Origin of the sequence: Bacillus sp. S2(2024), assembly GCF_050474045.1 — a bacterium.
GTDB lineage: Bacteria > Bacillota > Bacilli > Bacillales > Bacillaceae_G > Bacillus_A > Bacillus_A yunxiaonensis.
The window spans coordinates 4,563,030-4,583,526 of the sequence record NZ_JBFLUS010000003.1; the positions used below are offsets into that span (position 1 = coordinate 4,563,030).

The 20,497-nt window shown below is 40.2% G+C and carries 20 protein-coding genes and 1 other annotated feature; all 20 genes read left to right on the forward strand.

What is annotated here, in order from left to right; all coding sequences use genetic code 11:
* Window positions 1-513: an NYN domain-containing protein gene (locus tag AB1284_RS23175; RefSeq protein WP_429752827.1), complete on the forward strand. Its 513-nt coding sequence runs from the start codon at window positions 1-3 to the stop codon at window positions 511-513.
* Between the two features lie 67 nt (window positions 514-580).
* On the forward strand, window positions 581-1,255 hold the full coding sequence (locus tag AB1284_RS23180; RefSeq protein ID WP_429752825.1) for an RNA polymerase factor sigma-70: 675 nt from the start codon (window positions 581-583) through the stop codon (window positions 1,253-1,255).
* Between the two features lie 167 nt (window positions 1,256-1,422).
* Window positions 1,423-1,569, forward strand: a complete 147-nt coding sequence (gene rpmG / locus AB1284_RS23185) for a 50S ribosomal protein L33 (RefSeq protein WP_429752824.1) — start codon at window positions 1,423-1,425, stop codon at window positions 1,567-1,569.
* A 32-nt stretch (window positions 1,570-1,601) separates the two neighbouring features.
* On the forward strand, window positions 1,602-1,781 hold the full coding sequence (secE, locus tag AB1284_RS23190) for a preprotein translocase subunit SecE (RefSeq protein ID WP_098309988.1): 180 nt from the start codon (window positions 1,602-1,604) through the stop codon (window positions 1,779-1,781).
* A gap of 126 nt (window positions 1,782-1,907) precedes the next feature.
* Window positions 1,908-2,441 carry a transcription termination/antitermination protein NusG gene (gene nusG, locus AB1284_RS23195; protein WP_230576161.1) on the forward strand — a complete coding sequence of 178 codons (534 nt, stop codon included), beginning with the start codon at window positions 1,908-1,910 and terminating at the stop codon, window positions 2,439-2,441.
* 169 nt (window positions 2,442-2,610) lie between these two features.
* Complete coding sequence (gene rplK / locus AB1284_RS23200; RefSeq protein WP_001085872.1) at window positions 2,611-3,036, forward strand: 50S ribosomal protein L11; 426 nt, start codon at window positions 2,611-2,613, stop codon at window positions 3,034-3,036.
* A gap of 182 nt (window positions 3,037-3,218) precedes the next feature.
* Window positions 3,219-3,911 carry a 50S ribosomal protein L1 gene (gene rplA, locus AB1284_RS23205; RefSeq protein ID WP_429752823.1) on the forward strand — a complete coding sequence of 231 codons (693 nt, stop codon included), beginning with the start codon at window positions 3,219-3,221 and terminating at the stop codon, window positions 3,909-3,911.
* 49 nt (window positions 3,912-3,960) lie between these two features.
* Window positions 3,961-4,104, forward strand: a sequence feature (ribosomal protein L10 leader region).
* Between the two features lie 40 nt (window positions 4,105-4,144).
* On the forward strand, window positions 4,145-4,645 hold the full coding sequence (gene rplJ, locus AB1284_RS23210; protein ID WP_429752822.1) for a 50S ribosomal protein L10: 501 nt from the start codon (window positions 4,145-4,147) through the stop codon (window positions 4,643-4,645).
* A 67-nt stretch (window positions 4,646-4,712) separates the two neighbouring features.
* Window positions 4,713-5,072, forward strand: coding sequence for a 50S ribosomal protein L7/L12 (gene rplL, locus AB1284_RS23215; RefSeq protein ID WP_336484564.1), 360 nt, complete (start codon window positions 4,713-4,715; stop codon window positions 5,070-5,072).
* Window positions 5,073-5,148: 76 nt separating this feature from the next.
* Window positions 5,149-5,748, forward strand: coding sequence for a class I SAM-dependent methyltransferase (locus AB1284_RS23220; protein WP_429752821.1), 600 nt, complete (start codon window positions 5,149-5,151; stop codon window positions 5,746-5,748).
* A gap of 287 nt (window positions 5,749-6,035) precedes the next feature.
* Window positions 6,036-9,569, forward strand: a complete 3,534-nt coding sequence (gene rpoB, locus AB1284_RS23225) for a DNA-directed RNA polymerase subunit beta (RefSeq protein WP_429752820.1) — start codon at window positions 6,036-6,038, stop codon at window positions 9,567-9,569.
* Window positions 9,570-9,606: 37 nt separating this feature from the next.
* On the forward strand, window positions 9,607-13,218 hold the full coding sequence (rpoC, locus tag AB1284_RS23230; protein WP_429752819.1) for a DNA-directed RNA polymerase subunit beta': 3,612 nt from the start codon (window positions 9,607-9,609) through the stop codon (window positions 13,216-13,218).
* 352 nt (window positions 13,219-13,570) lie between these two features.
* Window positions 13,571-13,993 carry a 30S ribosomal protein S12 gene (gene rpsL, locus AB1284_RS23235; RefSeq protein WP_098309996.1) on the forward strand — a complete coding sequence of 141 codons (423 nt, stop codon included), beginning with the start codon at window positions 13,571-13,573 and terminating at the stop codon, window positions 13,991-13,993.
* A gap of 29 nt (window positions 13,994-14,022) precedes the next feature.
* Window positions 14,023-14,493: a 30S ribosomal protein S7 gene (gene rpsG, locus AB1284_RS23240; protein ID WP_035433720.1), complete on the forward strand. Its 471-nt coding sequence runs from the start codon at window positions 14,023-14,025 to the stop codon at window positions 14,491-14,493.
* 207 nt (window positions 14,494-14,700) lie between these two features.
* Window positions 14,701-16,779 (forward strand): elongation factor G, encoded by a 2,079-nt coding sequence (gene fusA / locus AB1284_RS23245; protein ID WP_429752818.1) that lies wholly within the window; start codon window positions 14,701-14,703, stop codon window positions 16,777-16,779.
* A gap of 121 nt (window positions 16,780-16,900) precedes the next feature.
* Window positions 16,901-18,088 carry an elongation factor Tu gene (tuf, locus tag AB1284_RS23250; RefSeq protein WP_090918574.1) on the forward strand — a complete coding sequence of 396 codons (1,188 nt, stop codon included), beginning with the start codon at window positions 16,901-16,903 and terminating at the stop codon, window positions 18,086-18,088.
* 486 nt (window positions 18,089-18,574) lie between these two features.
* Window positions 18,575-18,883 (forward strand): 30S ribosomal protein S10, encoded by a 309-nt coding sequence (gene rpsJ, locus AB1284_RS23255; RefSeq protein ID WP_001040596.1) that lies wholly within the window; start codon window positions 18,575-18,577, stop codon window positions 18,881-18,883.
* 33 nt (window positions 18,884-18,916) lie between these two features.
* Window positions 18,917-19,549 (forward strand): 50S ribosomal protein L3, encoded by a 633-nt coding sequence (rplC, locus tag AB1284_RS23260; RefSeq protein ID WP_230576168.1) that lies wholly within the window; start codon window positions 18,917-18,919, stop codon window positions 19,547-19,549.
* Window positions 19,550-19,575: 26 nt separating this feature from the next.
* Window positions 19,576-20,199, forward strand: a complete 624-nt coding sequence (rplD, locus tag AB1284_RS23265) for a 50S ribosomal protein L4 (protein ID WP_154710857.1) — start codon at window positions 19,576-19,578, stop codon at window positions 20,197-20,199.
* Window positions 20,199-20,489: a 50S ribosomal protein L23 gene (rplW, locus tag AB1284_RS23270; protein WP_020062294.1), complete on the forward strand. Its 291-nt coding sequence runs from the start codon at window positions 20,199-20,201 to the stop codon at window positions 20,487-20,489. Before rplD ends, rplW begins: the two co-directional genes overlap by 1 nt.
* Window positions 20,490-20,497 lie beyond the last annotated feature (8 nt).

Sequence of the window (20,497 nt, forward strand, 5' to 3'; positions counted from 1 at the left end):
ATGAATGATATTTTAATCGTTGACGGTTACAATATTATTGGAGCTTGGGCAGACTTGAAAAAGCTAAGGGATGTAGACTTACAAGCTTCACGAGATTTGCTTATTGACAAAATGGCAGATTATCAAGGATATACAGGCACGAAAGTAATGATTGTTTTTGATGCATATTCTGTTTATGGAATTGAAAAGAAGATGAAGCAAGCGCGTGTAGATGTAATTTTTACAAGGAGAAACCAAACGGCGGATGAAAAAATTGAGCAACTCGCAATTGAGCTGCGTAATATTAATACACGGATTTATGTTGCGACGTCTGATTACACAGAGCAGTGGGCCATTTTTGGGCAGGGTGCTCTGCGTAAATCAGCGCGTGAGTTAGAGATAGAAGTTCAGGCGATGGAACGAAGAGTGCGTCGTGAAACGAAGAAAACAAAAGAAGAACAACCGGCGATGCGGACGATATTTAGTGAAGAAGTTACAGAAAAGTTAGAAAAATTAAGACGAGGAGGGCGTTGAAACATTGACGCTCTTCGAGTGCTTACTGTATAATATTGCTAAATAACTAGCGGTCGGAGGGATCAGATTGGAAACAGACTTCGTAAGCGGCAACAATGTTACATTTAGTAGTTTAGAGGATGAAGAGATAGTTGAATTAGTACGACAAGGTAATGTTGATGCGCTAGAGTATTTAATTCATAAGTACAAAAATTTTGTTCGTGCAAAATCAAGATCTTACTTTTTGGTTGGCGCTGATCGTGAAGATATTATCCAAGAAGGTATGATTGGATTATTTAAGGCGATTCGTGATTATAAAGAGGACAAGCTGTCTTCCTTTAAAGCTTTTGCGGAATTGTGTATTACACGTCAAATTATCACTGCGATTAAAACAGCGACAAGACAAAAACATATCCCTTTAAATTCATATGTTTCTTTAGATAAACCAATTTATGATGAAGAATCCGATCGAACTCTGTTAGATGTTATATCTGAAGCGAAGATGACGGATCCTGAAGAAATGATTATTAGTCAGGAAGAGTATGTTGACATAGAATTAAAAATATCTGAATTATTAAGCGATTTAGAAAGAAAGGTGCTTTCTTTATATTTAGACGGAAGATCGTATCAAGAGATTTCAGAGCAATTGAATCGTCATGTGAAATCCATTGATAATGCCCTGCAGCGAGTGAAACGGAAGCTTGAGCGTTATATGGAAATGAGAGAAACAGCAGCTGTTCACTCACCTTCACTTAAACGTTAAGGTGTTTAAGTTTGAGAGTTAAAAATATATTAGGTTAATAGAGAAATATAAAAGAGAGGTTTTTTCCTCTCCTTTTCTTTTTGCAGTAGGGGGGAAGCGTCATTGACATTGCCTTTTATTGTATGATACATTTTTAAGGAAATAATGTTACAAGGCTGGTGTAACAGGTGAGAAAAAAAGTTGTACTTGCATGTGAAAAATGCAATAATCGAAACTATTCAACAATGAAAGATACAAGCTCAGTAGAGCGTCTTGAGATAAAGAAATTTTGTAAAATGTGTAATGCGCATATGGTTCATAAGGAAACAAAATAAATAATTGTAATTATGCACTGGAGGTCCCGGAAATGCGTTTGACGAACTTTTTTGGCGATGTAGGTCGCGAAATGAAAAAAGTAAGCTGGCCGAAAAAAGATGAATTAATCCGTTCGACACTTACTGTAATTGCAACAGTTGCTTTCTGTGCAATTTTCTTTGCGGTAGTGGATATGGGGATTTCTTCTTTAATTCGTTTAATTCTTGAATAAGAAGCGCTTATACATGATATAATGTTAATGTTATTTATACGAACTGTGTAAAAGCCCGGTGAACGGGTTTTTTCATTTGCACAAAAAAATGTACGTCAGGGAGGGAAGGACGGTCGTCCTAAATTAATGGAAAAACGTTGGTATGTTGTCCATACTTATTCTGGATATGAAAATAAAGTAAAAACAAACTTAGAGAAACGCGTAGAATCAATGGCTATGCAAGATAAAATTTTCCGTGTTATTGTTCCAGAGGAAACAGAAGTAGAAATGAAAAACGGAAAAGAAAAAATAACAAAGAGGAAAGTGTTTCCTGGCTATGTGTTGGTAGAAATCATCATGACAGATGATTCTTGGTATGTTGTTCGTAATACACCAGGTGTAACAGGATTTGTTGGATCTTCTGGGTCAGGTTCGAAGCCATCTCCGTTATTAGAAGAAGAAGTAGTTACAATCTTAAAACACATGGGAATGGAAAATGAAGTAGTTGACTTTGACTTTGAACTTCATGAGACTGTACGTGTGAACGAAGGCCCATTTGCGAATTACACAGGTGCTATTAATGAAATTGATCTAGAAAAACAAAGAGTAACAGTACTTGTTGATATGTTTGGTCGTGAAACTTCAGTTGAACTAGATTTCCACCAAATTGAAAAATTATAAAATGAAACTTGAAATGAATTGTAAAAAGTGATAATATCTTTTAAGTCAGTACGTCTTCGGAAACGGAGACGTTTTTTGAGAAAGATTTTATCGCTAAAGATAAAATATGAAGTGGGAGGGCAAATCACTGCCCAATTGACCACATCACGGACTTAAGGAGGTGTGTCTCGTGGCTAAAAAGGTAATTAAAATGGTAAAACTTCAAATTCCTGCAGGTAAAGCTAACCCAGCTCCACCAGTTGGTCCAGCATTAGGACAAGCGGGTGTTAACATTATGGGCTTCTGTAAAGAGTTCAACGCTCGTACAGCAGATCAAGCTGGTCTAATCATTCCTGTTGAAATTACAGTATTTGAAGACCGTTCATTCACTTTCATTACTAAAACTCCTCCTGCTGCTGTTCTTCTTAAGAAAGTAGCTGGTATCGAGTCTGGTTCTGGTGAACCAAACCGTAATAAAGTGGCAACTGTTAAGCGTGATAAAGTTCGCGAAATCGCTGAAACTAAAATGCCTGACCTAAACGCTGCTAGCGTAGAAGCTGCAATGCGTATGGTTGAAGGTACTGCACGCAGTATGGGCATTGTTATCGAAGACTAATTCGATTTGTTTTTTTTTGTAAAAGAGGTTGCGGGTCTGGAATTCCAATTCGCAACCTTTATTATCGTAAATGAATGTTGTTTTTTAAATAAAGGGATGGGCGCACATCCTCGATTGTATCGGAAAGAAGGCGTAAACGTGGGAGGTTATTCCGCTAAAACCACATTGAGGAGGAAATAAAAATGGCTAAAAGAGGTAAAAAGTACGTAGAAGCTGCGAAGCTTGTTGATCGTACAACTGCTTACTCTGCAACAGAGGCAGTAGAATTAGTAAAGAAAACAAACACAGCTAAATTTGATGCGACTGTAGAAGCTGCATTTCGTTTAGGTGTTGACCCTAAGAAAGCTGACCAACAAATTCGTGGTGCAGTTGTTCTTCCACACGGTACTGGTAAAGTACAACGTGTATTAGTATTCGCTAAAGGCGAAAAACTAAAAGAAGCTGAAGCTGCTGGAGCAGACTTCGTAGGTGATGCAGACTACATCAACAAAATCCAACAAGGTTGGTTTGACTTTGACGTAGTAGTAGCAACTCCTGACATGATGGGTGAAGTTGGTAAACTTGGTCGTGTATTAGGACCTAAAGGTTTAATGCCAAACCCTAAAACTGGAACAGTTACTTTCGACGTAACAAAAGCAGTTAACGAAATCAAAGCTGGTAAAGTAGAATACCGCGTTGATAAAGCTGGTAACATTCATGTGCCAATCGGTAAAGTATCTTTCGAAGATGCTAAATTAGTTGAAAACTTAGAGACAGTTGCTGATGCTCTTCTAAAAGCTAAGCCAGCTGCTGCAAAAGGTACTTACATGAAGAACGTAACAGTTGCTTCTACAATGGGACCTGGCGTACGCGTTGAAGTTTCTACTATTGCGTAAAATTTGGAAGTTGACTTCGTGAAGAAGTTTTAATATAATCATTTATGTTGTGAATTTAAATAGTGTACCGTAGACAGTAGGTGCCAATGTGGCTTAATTTCCTACCTAGGTGTGAATATACGAAACGGAATTTTTTTCTGTGACTATATGCCTCCATGTCTACAATTGGGCATGGAGGTTTTTTAGTGCACTTTCGGTACATCTTCTATATAATCTACAGGAGGTGTAATAACATGACTAAAGCAATCGAAGCAAAACAACACGTTGTAACTGAAATCGCTGCTAAACTTAGCGAAAGTAAATCAACAATCGTTGTTGACTACCGTGGTTTAACAGTATCTGAAGTAACAGAATTACGTAAAACATTACGTGAAGCTGGCGTTGAGTTCAAAGTTTACAAAAACTCTTTAACTCGTCGTGCTGCAGAAGCTGCTGAACTAGCTGAGTTAAACGAATTCTTAACAGGACCAAACGCAATCGCGTTCAGTAACGAGGATGTAATTGCTCCTGCGAAAGTATTAAACGACTTCGCTAAAGATCATGAAGCTTTAGAAATTAAAGCAGGCGTAATCGAAGGTAAACTTGTATCACTTGATGAGGTTAAAGCTATCGCTACTCTTCCATCACGTGAAGGCTTACTTTCTATGCTTCTTAGCGTTCTTCAAGCTCCAATGCGCGGTCTTGCAATCGCTACTAAAGCAGTTGCAGATCAAAAAGAAGAGCAAGGCGCTTAATTTTTTAAAAGATAATTACGTGTTATCGATAAAACAATACAAACCTATTTAAGGGAGGATATTTACAATGACTAAAGAACAAATCATTGAAGCAGTTAAATCTATGACTGTATTAGAACTTAACGACTTAGTAAAAGCTATCGAGGAAGAATTCGGCGTAACTGCTGCTGCTCCTGTAGCTGTAGCTGGTGGCGCTGCTGAAGCTGCTGCTGAGAAAACTGAATTTGATGTAGTGCTTGCTAATGCAGGTGCTCAAAAAATCAAAGTTATCAAAGTTGTTCGTGAAATCACTGGTCTTGGCTTAAAAGAAGCTAAAGAATTAGCTGACAACACTCCAAAAGCAGTTAAAGAAGGCGTTTCTAAAGAAGAAGCTGAAGAAATCAAAGCTAAACTTGAAGAAGTTGGCGCTGCTGTAGAAGTTAAGTAATTAACTTTTGAAGCTTTAAAAAAAGCTCGCTCTCATGCGAGCTTTTTTTTTAACTGTAAAGAAAAGAGGTGGCCATATGGCAGACCATTATTTTTCTAACGATCCCTCTAGCAAAAGTGATCGTAAACGTTGGGAATATAAGTTGAGAGGATCTCAATTTGTTTTCTTATCTGACCACGGCGTGTTTTCGAAAAATGAAGTGGACTTTGGTTCTCGTCTTTTAATCGAAGCATTTCAGATGCCGGATGTCCAAGGGGATGTGTTAGATGTCGGGTGCGGATATGGTCCAATTGGTTTATCTTTAGCAAAGGAGTTTCAAGAGCGTACAGTTCATATGGTGGATGTGAATGAAAGAGCACTTGAGCTTGCGAAAGAAAATGCCGCTAATAATAGAATTGGGAATGTCCAGATTTATCAAAGTAGTGTATATGAAAATGTAAGTGGGCAATATGCTGCTATTTTATCTAATCCGCCAATTCGTGCAGGGAAACAAGTAGTACATGAGATTCTAGAAAAAGCCGTGGATTATCTTGTGCCAGGCGGTGAGCTTTGGATTGTGATTCAAAAGAAACAAGGTGCACCATCCGCGATGAAAAAGTTAGAAGAAGCGTTTGACTTTGTGGAAGTTGTAGAAAAGAAAAAAGGATATTATATCATAAAATCAAAAAAACGTTGACGGTTTTTTTGGTTTGTGTTAGCATTATAAAATGCCAATATATGATTTTCTGCGTTGAGAACGATGTATATTTTTGCTTCTCTTGGAAAAGATAGTAAAATCAGCAGATTATGAAACAGAATGATGGTTTTCTTATAGAAGCCATTTTTCTTTTTGAGCAGTTAGAAATACTCAACGTGTCTATCTTTGTAGAGAAAAAGGCTACGCAATTTGTGTTAGCCGTATTTAGTTGTGATTTTGCACATTTTTGTGCATTTATAATACTCATGATTTGAGGGGTGAAGCAGTTGACAGGTCAACTAGTTCAATACGGACGCCACCGCCAACGAAGAAGTTATGCCCGTATTAGTGAGGTATTAGAATTACCAAATCTTATCGAAATTCAAACCTCTTCTTATCAGTGGTTTCTTGATGAGGGTTTGCGAGAAATGTTCCAAGACATTTCTCCGATTGAAGACTTTACGGGAAATCTATCGCTTGAGTTTATCGACTACAGTTTAGGCGAACCGAAATATTCTGTAGAAGAATGTAAAGAGCGTGATGTGACGTATGCAGCACCACTTCGTGTAAAAGTGCGTCTAATCAATAAAGAAACTGGCGAAGTGAAAGAACAAGATGTGTTCATGGGAGATTTCCCACTCATGACAGAGACAGGAACATTCGTAATTAACGGTGCAGAACGCGTTATTGTTTCTCAGTTAGTTCGTTCACCAAGTGTATACTACAGCGGCAAGGTGGACAAAAACGGAAAACGCGGATTTACTGCTACTGTAATTCCAAACCGCGGAGCTTGGTTAGAGTATGAAACAGACGCTAAGGATGTTGTTTATGTGCGTATCGACCGTACGCGCAAACTACCTGTAACTGTTTTGTTACGCGCATTAGGGTTTGGCTCTGATCAAGAAATCACCGAGCTTATAGGTGATAACGAGTACTTAAGCAATACGCTAGAAAAAGATAACACGGATAGCACAGAAAAAGCATTGCTTGAAATTTATGAGCGTCTACGTCCAGGTGAACCACCAACAGTAGAAAATGCAAAGAGCTTGCTTGTTTCTCGCTTCTTTGATCCAAAGCGTTATGATCTAGCAAATGTAGGTCGTTACAAAATTAATAAGAAGTTACACATTAAAAACAGATTGTTTAACCAACGCTTAGCTGAAACATTGGTGGATCCTGAAACAGGCGAAATTTTAGCGGCAGAAGGAACAATCTTAGATCGTCGTACATTAGATCGTATGTTACCTTACTTAGAAAAGAACATTGGCTTTAAAACTGCGAAGCCGATAGGCGGAGTGGTAGAAGGCAATGTTGAATTGCAATCTATTAAGATTTATGCTCCGGATGCAGATGGAGAGCGTTCTATCAATATTATTGGTAATGCGAACATTGATCGCGATGTAAAACATATTACACCAGGCGATATTATTGCATCTATTAGCTATTTCTTTAACCTTCTATATAAAGTAGGAGACACGGATGATATTGACCATTTAGGAAACCGTCGTCTACGTTCTGTAGGGGAATTGTTACAAAACCAATTCCGTATCGGTCTTTCTCGTATGGAGCGTGTTGTTCGTGAGAGAATGTCGATTCAAGATACAAATGCAATTACGCCGCAAGCATTAATTAACATTCGTCCGGTTATTGCATCTATTAAAGAGTTCTTCGGCAGCTCGCAGTTATCTCAGTTTATGGATCAAACAAACCCATTAGCGGAGTTAACGCATAAACGAAGACTATCTGCATTAGGACCTGGTGGTTTAACGCGTGAGCGCGCAGGCTTTGAAGTGCGTGACGTTCACTACTCTCACTATGGTCGTATGTGTCCGATTGAAACGCCAGAGGGACCAAACATTGGTTTGATTAACTCTTTATCTTCATTTGCAAAAGTAAATGAATTTGGTTTCATTGAAACACCATACCGTCGTGTTGATCCAGAAACTGGACGTGTAACAACGCGTGTGGATTATTTAACAGCTGATGAACAAGACAACTATGTTGTTGCCCAAGCAAATGCACGTTTATCTGAAGAAGGGGACTTCCTTGATGAAGATGTTGTAGCGCGTTTCCGTGACGAGAACGTTGTAGTAAAACGCGAACGCATAGACTACATGGATATCTCTCCAAAACAGGTTGTGTCTGCTGCGACAGCTTGTATTCCGTTCTTAGAAAACGATGACTCGAACCGTGCGCTAATGGGTGCGAACATGCAACGTCAAGCAGTTCCACTTATGAACCCAGAATCTCCAATTGTAGGTACTGGTATGGAGTACGTATCAGCGAAAGACTCAGGAGCTGCAGTGATCTGTAAACACCCTGGTATCGTTGAACGCGTAGAAGCTCGCGAAGTTTGGGTACGTCGTTACATCGAAGTAGACGGCCAAAAAGTAAAAGGTGATTTAGATCGCTATAAAATGTTAAAATTCGTCCGTTCTAACCAAGGAACTTGTTACAACCAACGCCCAATCGTAAGTGTTGGAGATGAAGTTGTAAAAGGTGAAATTCTTGCAGACGGTCCTTCTATGGAAAAAGGTGAACTTGCACTTGGTCGTAACGTGCTTGTTGGCTTTATGACATGGGATGGTTATAACTACGAGGATGCGATCATTATGAGTGAGCGCCTTGTAAAAGATGACGTGTATACTTCTATTCATATTGAAGAATATGAATCTGAAGCTCGTGATACAAAACTAGGACCAGAAGAAATTACACGAGACATTCCAAACGTAGGGGAAGATGCGCTTCGCAATCTTGATGAGCGCGGTATTATTCGCATCGGTGCAGAAGTAAAAGACGGAGACCTTCTTGTTGGTAAAGTAACGCCAAAAGGTGTAACGGAATTAACAGCAGAAGAGCGTCTATTACATGCAATCTTCGGTGAGAAAGCTCGTGAAGTACGTGATACATCACTACGTGTACCACACGGCGGCGGCGGTATTATCTTAGACGTAAAAGTATTCAACCGTGAAGATGGCGATGAATTACCACCAGGCGTGAATCAACTTGTACGTGCATATATCGTTCAAAAACGTAAAATTTCTGAAGGTGACAAGATGGCCGGTCGTCACGGTAACAAAGGTGTTATCTCCCGTATTTTACCGGAAGAAGATATGCCTTACTTACCAGATGGCACACCAATCGATATCATGTTAAACCCATTAGGGGTACCATCTCGTATGAATATCGGTCAGGTGCTAGAGCTTCATCTTGGTATGGCAGCAAGATATCTTGGTATCCACGTTGCAACACCAGTATTCGATGGCGCTCGCGAGGAAGATGTGTGGGGAACAATCGAAGAAGCTGGTATGGCACGTGATGCAAAGACAATTCTATACGATGGACGTACTGGTGAACCATTCGACAACCGTGTATCTGTTGGTGTCATGTACATGATTAAACTTGCACACATGGTTGATGATAAACTTCATGCTCGTTCTACTGGACCATACTCACTTGTAACGCAACAGCCTCTTGGAGGTAAAGCACAGTTCGGTGGACAACGTTTCGGTGAGATGGAGGTTTGGGCACTTGAAGCTTACGGTGCTGCTTATACTCTTCAAGAAATCTTAACAGTTAAGTCGGATGATGTTGTTGGTCGTGTGAAAACGTATGAATCGATTGTAAAAGGCGAAAACGTTCCAGAACCAGGTGTTCCTGAATCATTCAAAGTATTGATTAAGGAATTACAAAGCTTAGGTATGGATGTTAAGATGATGTCTAGCGACGATACTGAAATTGAAATGCGTGATACTGATGACGATGATGATCATCAATCTGCAGATAAATTAAATGTCGAAGTTGAGACAACGAAGGAATAATTGGGATAACCTGTAGATTAAAAGGGAGGTAGGCCCCTTGATAGATGTAAACAACTTTGAATATATGAAGATTGGACTTGCATCACCAGACAAAATTCGCTCTTGGTCATATGGGGAAGTAAAAAAACCCGAGACGATTAACTATCGTACATTGAAACCAGAGAAAGACGGTTTGTTCTGTGAGCGTATTTTCGGTCCAACAAAAGACTGGGAATGTCATTGTGGTAAATATAAACGTGTCCGTTATAAAGGTGTAGTTTGTGATCGATGCGGCGTTGAAGTAACGCGTGCGAAAGTTCGTCGTGAACGTATGGGTCATATCGAATTAGCTGCTCCTGTATCTCATATTTGGTATTTCAAAGGTATCCCAAGCCGCATGGGACTTGTCTTAGACATGTCCCCTCGCGCGCTTGAAGAAGTAATTTATTTCGCTTCTTATGTAGTAACAGAAAGCGGTGATACACCGCTTGATAAGAAGCAACTTCTTTCGGAGAAGGAATACCGTGCGTATCGCGATAGATACGGAAACTCTTTCCAAGCTTCTATGGGCGCAGAGGCAATTAAGAAGTTATTACAAGATATCGATTTAGATAAAGAAGTAGACTTCTTAAAGGAAGAGTTAAAAACAGCACAAGGGCAACGTCGTACTCGTGCTATTAAACGTCTAGAAGTATTAGAAGCATTCCGTAACTCTGGAAACGAACCATCTTGGATGATTCTAGATGTTCTTCCAGTTATCCCACCAGAGCTTCGTCCAATGGTACAGCTAGATGGTGGGCGTTTTGCAACTTCTGACTTAAACGACTTATACCGTCGTGTAATTAACCGTAACAATCGTTTAAAACGTTTATTAGACTTAGGTGCGCCAAGCATCATCGTCCAAAACGAAAAGCGTATGTTACAAGAAGCAGTAGATGCTTTAATCGATAATGGTCGTCGTGGCCGTCCAGTTACTGGACCTGGTAACCGTCCATTAAAATCTCTTTCTCATATGTTAAAAGGTAAGCAAGGACGCTTCCGTCAAAACTTATTAGGTAAACGTGTTGACTACTCTGGTCGTTCCGTTATCGTTGTAGGACCGAACTTAAAAATGTACCAATGCGGTCTGCCAAAAGAAATGGCGCTTGAATTGTTCAAACCTTTTGTAATGAAAGAGTTGGTAGGAAAAGGATTAGCACACAACATTAAGAGTGCTAAACGTAAAATTGAGCGAGTACAGCCTGAAGTTTGGGATGTTTTAGAGTCTGTAATTAAAGAACACCCTGTACTTCTAAACCGTGCTCCAACGCTTCACCGTCTTGGTATTCAAGCGTTTGAACCTACATTAGTAGAAGGTCGTGCAATTCGTCTTCATCCACTTGTATGTACTGCATACAACGCGGACTTTGACGGTGACCAAATGGCGGTTCACGTTCCGTTATCATCAGAAGCGCAAGCAGAAGCTCGTCTTCTTATGTTAGCTGCACAAAATATCTTGAACCCGAAAGACGGAAAACCAGTTGTTACACCATCTCAGGATATGGTATTAGGTAACTACTACCTAACGCTTGAACGTGCAGGTGCAATTGGTGAAGGTATGATTTTCAAAGATACGAACGAAGCATTAATTGCATACCAAAACGGATATGTACACTTGCATACTCGTGTTGCTGTTGCAGCAAGCTCTGTAAACAACGAAACGTTTACAGAAGAGCAAAACAGCAAACTGTTGTTAACAACAGTTGGTAAGTTAATATTCAATGAAATCTTACCGAAATCTTTCCCTTACATTAACGAACCAACAAGAACAAACTTGGAGAAAGAAACTCCAGTGGAATACTTTGTTGAAAAAGGCGCTAACGTAAGAGAAATTATTGCTAGTCGCGAAGAAGTGGCACCATTTAGCAAGAAAATTCTTGGTAATATCATTGCTGAAGTATTTAAACGTTTCAAAATTACTGAAACATCTCGCATGCTTGACCGCATGAAAAATCTAGGATTTAAATACTCTACAAAAGCTGGTATTACAGTTGGTGTGGCGGATATCCTTGTATTAGGTGAAAAAGAAGAAATCTTGCATGAAGCGCAAGCAAAAGTGGATACAGTAATTAAGCAATTCCGTCGCGGTTTAATTACAGAGGAAGAACGTTATGATCGTGTTATCTCTATTTGGAGTAATGCAAAAGATGTTATCCAAGGAAAACTGATGAAAACCTTAGATAAGCGCAATCCGATCTTCATGATGAGTGACTCTGGTGCCCGTGGTAACGCATCGAACTTCACTCAGCTTGCTGGTATGCGTGGTTTGATGGCTAACCCATCTGGTCGTATTATCGAACTTCCAATCAAATCAAGTTTCCGCGAAGGTTTAACGGTACTCGAGTACTTCATCTCTACACATGGTGCGCGTAAAGGTCTTGCCGATACAGCACTTAAGACTGCGGATTCTGGTTACTTAACTCGTCGTCTTGTTGACGTTGCACAAGATGTTATCGTTCGTGAAGACGATTGTGGAACAGACCGCGGCTTATTAATTGGCGCAATTAAAGAAGGAAACGAAATTATCGAGTCCTTATACGATCGTCTTGTAGGACGTTTCGCAAGAAAAACTGTGAAGCATCCAGAAACAGGCGAAGTGTTAGTTCGCGAAAATGAATTAATTACAGAAGATATCGCTCATATCATTGAAAAAGCAGGCGTTGAACAATTGTACATCCGTTCTGCATTTACATGTAACACACGCCACGGCGTATGTAAGAAATGTTACGGTCGCAACTTAGCTACTGGTACAGATGTAGAAGTAGGCGAAGCGGTTGGTATTATCGCAGCTCAATCTATCGGTGAGCCAGGTACACAGTTAACGATGCGTACATTCCATACAGGTGGGGTTGCTGGAGACGATATCACACAAGGTTTACCGCGTATTCAAGAGATTTTCGAAGCGCGTAATCCGAAAGGTCAAGCGGTTATCAGTGAAATCGACGGTGTCGTTGCAGCGATTAACGATGTGAAAGATCGCCAAGAGGTTGTTGTACAAGGTGATGTAGAAGCTCGTACGTATGTAATTCCTTATGGCGCTCGTCTAAAAGTAGCTCCAGGACACCGCATTGAACACGGTAAAGAACTTACAGAAGGTTCTATCGATCCGAAAGAATTACTGAAAGTAACAGATATTACAGCAGTCCAAGAATACCTGCTTCGTGAAGTACAAAAGGTATACCGTATGCAAGGGGTAGAAATTGGAGATAAACACGTTGAAGTAATGGTTCGTCAAATGCTTCGCAAAGTTCGTGTAATCGATGCTGGTGAAACAGATGTATTACCAGGAACATTACTGGATATTCATCAGTTCACAGATGCAAATGCGAAAGTGTTGCTTAAAGGTAAACAACCAGCAACAGCACGTCCAATCCTTCTTGGTATTACAAAGGCTTCACTTGAAACAGATTCATTCTTATCTGCAGCATCATTCCAGGAAACAACTCGTGTGTTAACTGATGCGGCAATTAAAGGTAAGCGCGATGAACTTCTTGGTCTGAAAGAAAATGTTATTATTGGTAAACTTGTTCCGGCTGGTACAGGTATGAATCGTTACCGCAGAGTAGATCTTGTAAAAACAGCAAAAGAAGAAATAAATGTAGAAAATGACGAGGTTTACGTAGAAAACTAAAATTTTCCGTCGTAAATTTTGTATAAAAACAGATAATCCTAGTTGACATTATGCAATGCTAAATGTTAATATAAGCAAGGTTGCTCCTAAATAAAAGTTGAATGTAATTCAACACGGTATAGTTAGAACGTTGCGATAGCTTTTGCAGTGCAACATAACGTACTTTTTAAAAACTGGATCTCAGCATGAAGATGAATGAGATGCGGTAGGAGCTTCAGCGATAGGAATAACAAGTTAAAACTGTTTTTGTGAGGAGAGAGCATTTGCTCTCCCTTGCAAAAACTTTGTTTTCAACTAATAATGAACCACCTGGATATGTGGTCATACAAACGTGCGAAGGGAGGATAAAATAATGCCTACTATTAACCAATTAGTGAGAAATGGACGTACTGATAAAGTATGGAAATCTAAATCACCTGCGTTAAACAAAGGTTTCAACTCTTTAAAGAAAAAAGCAACTGATATCTCTGCACCTCAAAAACGTGGTGTATGTACTCGTGTTGGTACAATGACTCCAAAGAAACCGAACTCAGCGTTACGTAAATACGCTCGTGTACGTTTAACAAATGGTATCGAGGTTACTGCTTACATCCCAGGTATCGGTCATAACCTACAAGAACACAGCGTAGTATTAATTCGCGGTGGTCGTGTAAAAGACTTACCAGGGGTACGTTACCACATCGTTCGTGGTGCGCTTGACACTGCTGGTGTTGACAAACGTATGCAAGGACGTTCTAAATATGGTACTAAGAGACCAAAAGCTGCTAAGAAATAATAAAACTGAACTGAAAGGAGGAACTCAATATGCCTCGTAAAGGACCTGTTGCGAAACGTGACGTGTTACCAGATCCAATGTACAATTCTAAACTTGTAACACGCCTAATCAACAAAATGATGGTTGACGGTAAAAAAGGTAAATCTCAAACAATTCTTTATAATGCGTTCGATATCGTTCGTGAACGTACTGGTAACGAACCAATGGAAGTATTCGAGCAAGCTCTTAAGAACATCATGCCTGTTCTTGAAGTACGCGCTCGTCGTGTTGGTGGTGCTAACTACCAAGTTCCAGTTGAGGTTCGTCCAGAACGCCGTACAACTTTAGGTCTTCGTTGGTTAGTAAACTATGCTCGTCTTCGTGGTGAAAAAACTATGGAAGAGCGTTTAGCTTACGAAATCTTAGATGCTGCTAACAACAGTGGTGCATCTGTTAAGAAACGTGAAGACACTCACAAAATGGCAGAAGCTAACAAAGCATTTGCTCATTACCGTTGGTAGGATTCAACGAAAAATAGCTATAAGCATAAACCGCTTTATTTGTCGCTTATGGAAGTGTGGAGAGGGAGAATACCTCTCCCTTTCAATGGGCGCTCGTTTTACATAATGAGGGTACTAGACATACTGACATATGTAACAAAATAAAGTGGCTTTTTTGCTACTTAAAATAAAAAATCCAATCCGTATTAGGAAGGAGAAAGACACCAAATGACTAGAGAGTTCTCCTTAGAAAACACTCGTAATATTGGTATCATGGCTCACATCGATGCTGGTAAAACAACAGCAACTGAGCGTATCCTGTACTACACAGGCCGCATTCACAAAATCGGTGAAACTCACGAAGGTGCATCTCAGATGGACTGGATGGAGCAAGAGCAAGAGCGTGGTATCACAATTACTTCTGCAGCAACTACTGCTCAATGGAAGGGTCACCGTGTAAACATCATTGACACTCCAGGACACGTAGACTTCACTGTAGAAGTAGAACGTTCTTTACGCGTACTTGACGGTGCTGTAGCAGTACTTGACGCGCAATCTGGTGTAGAACCACAAACAGAAACTGTTTGGCGTCAGGCTACTACTTACGGTGTACCACGTATCGTGTTCGTTAACAAAATGGACAAGATCGGTGCAGACTTCTTATACTCTGTAGGAACAATTCATGACCGTTTACAAGCAAACGCTCATCCAATTCAGTTACCAATCGGTGCTGAAGATCAATTTACGGGAATTATCGACCTAGTAGAAGAGTGTGCATACATGTACACAAACGACTTAGGAACAGATATCCAACGTGTTGAAATTCCTGCAGAACATAAAGAATTAGCTGATGAATACCGCGGAAAACTTATCGAAGCGGTAGCAGAGCTTGATGAAGAAATGATGATGAAGTACCTAGAAGGTGAAGAAATCACTGTAGAAGAGCTTAAAGCTGGTATCCGTAAGGCTACAACTTCTGTTGAATTCTTCCCAGTAATCTGTGGTTCTGCATTCAAAAACAAAGGTGTTCAAATTCTGTTAGATGCAGTTATCGACTACCTTCCATCTCCACTTGACGTACCTGCTATTAAAGGTATTGTTCCGGATACAGATGAAGAAGTAGAACGTAAATCTAGCGATGAAGAGCCATTCTCAGCTCTAGCGTTCAAAATTATGACTGACCCTTATGTTGGTAAATTAACGTTCTTCCGTGTGTACTCTGGTACATTAAACTCTGGATCTTACGTGAAAAACTCAACTAAAGGTAAGCGTGAGCGTGTAGGTCGTATCCTACAAATGCACGCAAACAGCCGTGAAGAGATTTCAACAGTTTATGCTGGTGACATCGCTGCTGCTGTAGGGTTAAAAGATACTACAACTGGTGATACTCTTTGTGACGAGAAGAGCCTTGTTATCCTTGAGTCTATGGAATTCCCAGAGCCAGTTATCTCTGTAGCTATCGAACCAAAATCTAAAGCTGACCAAGATAAAATGGGTACAGCATTATCTAAGCTTTCTGAAGAAGATCCAACATTCCGTGCTCACACTGACCAAGAAACTGGCCAAACAATCATCGCTGGTATGGGTGAACTTCACCTTGATATCATCGTTGACCGTATGCGCCGTGAATTCAAAGTGGAAGCAAACGTTGGTGCTCCTCAGGTAGCATACCGTGAGACTTTCCGCGCTTCTGCGAAAGTTGAAGGTAAGTTCGCTCGTCAATCTGGTGGTCGTGGACAATTCGGTCACGTTTGGATTGAGTTTGAACCTAACGAAGAAGGTAAAGGATTCGAATTCCAAAACAAGATCGTCGGTGGTGTAGTTCCACGTGAATACATCCCAGCTGTAGGAGCAGGTCTTGAAGATGCGCTTAAAAATGGTGTACTTGCAGGATATCCTGTAGTAGATATTAAAGCTGCATTAGTTGACGGATCTTACCATGATGTTGACTCCTCTGAGATGGCGTTCAAAATCGCTGCATCTATGGCCCTTAAAGCTGCGGTTTCTAAATGTAGCCCAGTAATTCTTGAGCCAATGATGAAAGTTGAAGTTGTAATTCCTGAAGAGTACATGGGTGACATTATGGGTGACGTTACATCTCGTCGTGGACGTGTAGAAGGTATGGAAGCTCGCGGTAACGCACAAGTTGTTCGCGCTATGGTTCCACTTTCTGAAATGTTCGGTTATGCAACGGCATTACGTTCTAACACTCAAGGACGCGGAACATTCTCAATGACATTTGATCATTATGAAGAAGTACCGAAGTCTGTTTCAGAAGAAATTATTAAAAAAAATAAAGGTGAATAATTGATTTTTATCGATTGTTCAAGTATAACTACTTATGTAAGCTTAGAAAGCAGCGGGGCTTAGGCCCCTTACTTTCTAGTCTGAATATAAAATAACCTATATAACTAAGGAGGAATTTAGAATGGGAAAAGCTAAATTCGAACGTTCTAAACCACATGTTAACATTGGTACAATCGGCCACGTTGACCATGGTAAAACTACATTAACTGCTGCTATCACTACAGTTCTTGCAAAAGCTGGTGGTGCTGAAGCGAAAGGTTACGACCAAATCGATGCTGCTCCAGAAGAAAGAGAGCGCGGTATCACAATCTCAACTGCACACGTTGAGTACGAAACTGAAACTCGTCACTATGCACACGTTGACTGCCCAGGTCACGCTGACTATGTTAAAAACATGATCACTGGTGCTGCTCAAATGGACGGCGGTATCTTAGTAGTATCTGCTGCTGATGGCCCAATGCCTCAAACTCGTGAGCACATCCTTCTTTCTCGTCAAGTAGGTGTTCCTTACATCGTTGTATTCTTAAACAAATGCGACATGGTTGACGACGAAGAGTTATTAGAATTAGTAGAAATGGAAGTTCGCGATCTATTATCTGAATACGACTTCCCAGGCGATGACATCCCTGTAATTAAAGGTTCTGCTCTTAAAGCTCTTCAAGGAGATGCTGAGTGGGAAGCAAAAATCATTGAATTAATGAACGAAGTTGATGCTTACATCCCAACTCCAGAACGTGACACTGAAAAAGCATTCTTAATGCCTGTTGAGGACGTATTCTCTATCACAGGTCGTGGTACAGTTGCTACTGGTCGCGTAGAGCGCGGTATCGTTAAAGTTGGTGACGTAGTAGAAATCATCGGTTTCACTGAAGAAAACAAATCTACAACTGTAACTGGTGTAGAAATGTTCCGTAAGCTTCTTGACCAAGCTCAAGCTGGAGACAACATCGGTGCTCTACTTCGTGGGGTTGCTCGTGAAGAGATCCAACGTGGACAAGTTCTTGCTAAAACTGGCTCTGTAAAAGCTCACGCTAAATTCAAAGCTGAAGTTTTCGTTTTATCTAAAGAAGAAGGTGGACGTCACACTCCATTCTTCGCTAACTACCGCCCACAATTCTATTTCCGTACAACTGACGTAACTGGTATCATCCAATTACCAGAAGGTACTGAAATGGTAATGCCTGGTGACAACATCGAAATGACTATCGAACTTATCGCTCCAATCGCGATCGAAGAGGGAACTAAGTTCTCTATTCGTGAAGGTGGACGTACTGTAGGTTACGGTGTAGTTGCAACTATCGTTGAGTAATCTTAACTGATATATGAAACCCAAGGGATTTTCCCTTGGGTTTTTTATTTATCCGGCTATTTGTGAGTAGTAAGCCCTCACCTCAAAATTGAGAGAGAAGTGAGGAAGACGGGCAGAGGAAGAAAGCCTACTGATGGAAGTTTCAATTTATAATAGATAAAGATCTATTTTTAAGCTTTGACGAGTTTCTTCTATAATATATAAACCACAAAATCATTCAACCAAAAACTGTAAAAAGAATTACAACAGATGAAAACTTGAAATTCTTTAAAGTGCCATGTATAATAGCAAAAGTAGAGAAAAGCAGATGCAAACAAAAAATGCTTGCATCTGGACGAATAACATTGTATAATAAACAATGTTGGTCTTTGACTGCGATGAAGTGGAAGGTTGCTGACACACCCGGCCGCTTTGCCATGGCGAGTGTGTGGAAATTTCCATGGAGAATGTCTATTTTTAAAATAGGCGAACGAAGGAGGGAAAATAATGGCAAAAGAAAAAATTCGTATTCGTTTAAAAGCTTACGATCACCGTATTCTTGATCAGTCAGCTGAGAAAATTGTAGAAACAGCTAAGCGTTCTGGGGCGACAGTTTCTGGTCCAATCCCATTACCAACTGAAAAAACTGTTTACACGATTCTTCGTGCGGTTCATAAATACAAAGATTCTCGTGAGCAATTCGAAATGCGCACGCACAAACGTCTAATCGACATCGTGAGCCCTACTCCACAAACAGTAGACTCTTTAATGCGTTTAGACTTACCATCTGGTGTAGATATCGAAATCAAACTATAATTTATATAAGTTAAAATGTAGGAGGTGTAACTCATGACCAAAGGAATCTTAGGAAAAAAGATCGGTATGACTCAAGTATTTGCTGAAAACGGCGAGCTAATTCCTGTAACTGTTATCGAAGCAACTCCAAACGTTGTTCTTCAAAAGAAAACTGTTGAAACTGATGGCTACAATGCAATTCAGTTAGGTTTTGCTGACAAGCGCGAAAAATTAGCTAACAAACCTGAACAAGGTCACGTTGCTAAAGCAACTACTGCTCCTAAGCGCTTCATTCGCGAACTTCGCGATGCAGACGTGGAAGGACAAGAAGTTGGTCAAGAGGTAAAAGTAGAAGTTTTCGCTGCAGGTGAAACTGTAGATGTAACAGGTATTTCTAAAGGTAAAGGTTTCCAAGGTGCTATCAAACGCCACGGACAATCTCGCGGACCTATGTCTCACGGATCTCGTTATCACCGTCGTCCTGGTTCAATGGGCCCTGTTGCTCCGAACCGTGTATTTAAAGGCAAAAAGCTTGCTGGACGTATGGGTGGAGACCAAGTTACTATTCAAAATTTAGAAATCGTTCAAGTTGACGTAGAACGCAACTTACTGTTAGTAAAAGGCAACGTTCCTGGCGCTAAGAAATCTCTTGTAGTTGTTCGTAGTGCTGTTAAGGCTAGCAAATAATTCTCTATAAGAAAGGAGGAACCCCAATGCCAAAAGTAAAGTTATTTAACCAAACTGGTTCTGAAGTTGGTGAAATTCAATTAGCTGAAACTGTTTTCGGTATCGAACCAAATGAAGCTGTACTTTTTGAAGCAGTAATGATGCAACGTGCATCTTTACGTCAAGGTACACATAAAGTAAAAACTCGCTCTGAAGTGCGCGGTGGAGGTCGCAAACCATGGCGTCAAAAAGGAACTGGACGTGCTCGTCAAGGTTCTATCCGCTCTCCTCAATGGCGTGGTGGTGGTACGGTATTCGGACCTACACCAAGAAGCTATGCATACAAACTACCTAAAAAAGTTCGTCGCTTAGCTATTAAATCTGCATTAGCTACTAAAGTAGTTGAGAACAACATCGTAGTTCTTGAAGACTTAGTGTTAAATGCACCAAAAACAAAAGACATGGTAGCAGTTCTTAAAGGATTAACTGTTGAGAAGAAAGCTCTTATCGTAACTGCTGATGTAAACGAAGCAGTTGAGTTATCTGCTCGCAATATTCCTGGAGTAACAGTAATCACTGCTGATGGCGTAAACGTTTTAGACGTGCTTCATCATGATAAGCTAATCATGACAAAAGCGGCAGTGGAAAAAGTAGAGGAGGTGCTTGCATAATGAAAGATCCTCGTGATATCATTAAGCGCCCAGTTATCACTGAACGTTCTATGGAAATGATGGCTGAAAAAAAATACACGTTCGATGTGGACGTTAAAGCTAATAAAACGGAAGTTAAAGATGCTGTAGAAGCTATCTTTGGTGTTGAAGTTGATAAAGTAAATATCATGAACTACAAACCAAAAGCAAAACGTGTTGGTCGTCACGCTGGTTTCACTAACCGTCGTCGTAAAGCAATCGTTAAGCTTACTGCTGACAGCAAAGAAATCGAGATCTTCCAAGGAGTTTAATTCTTACT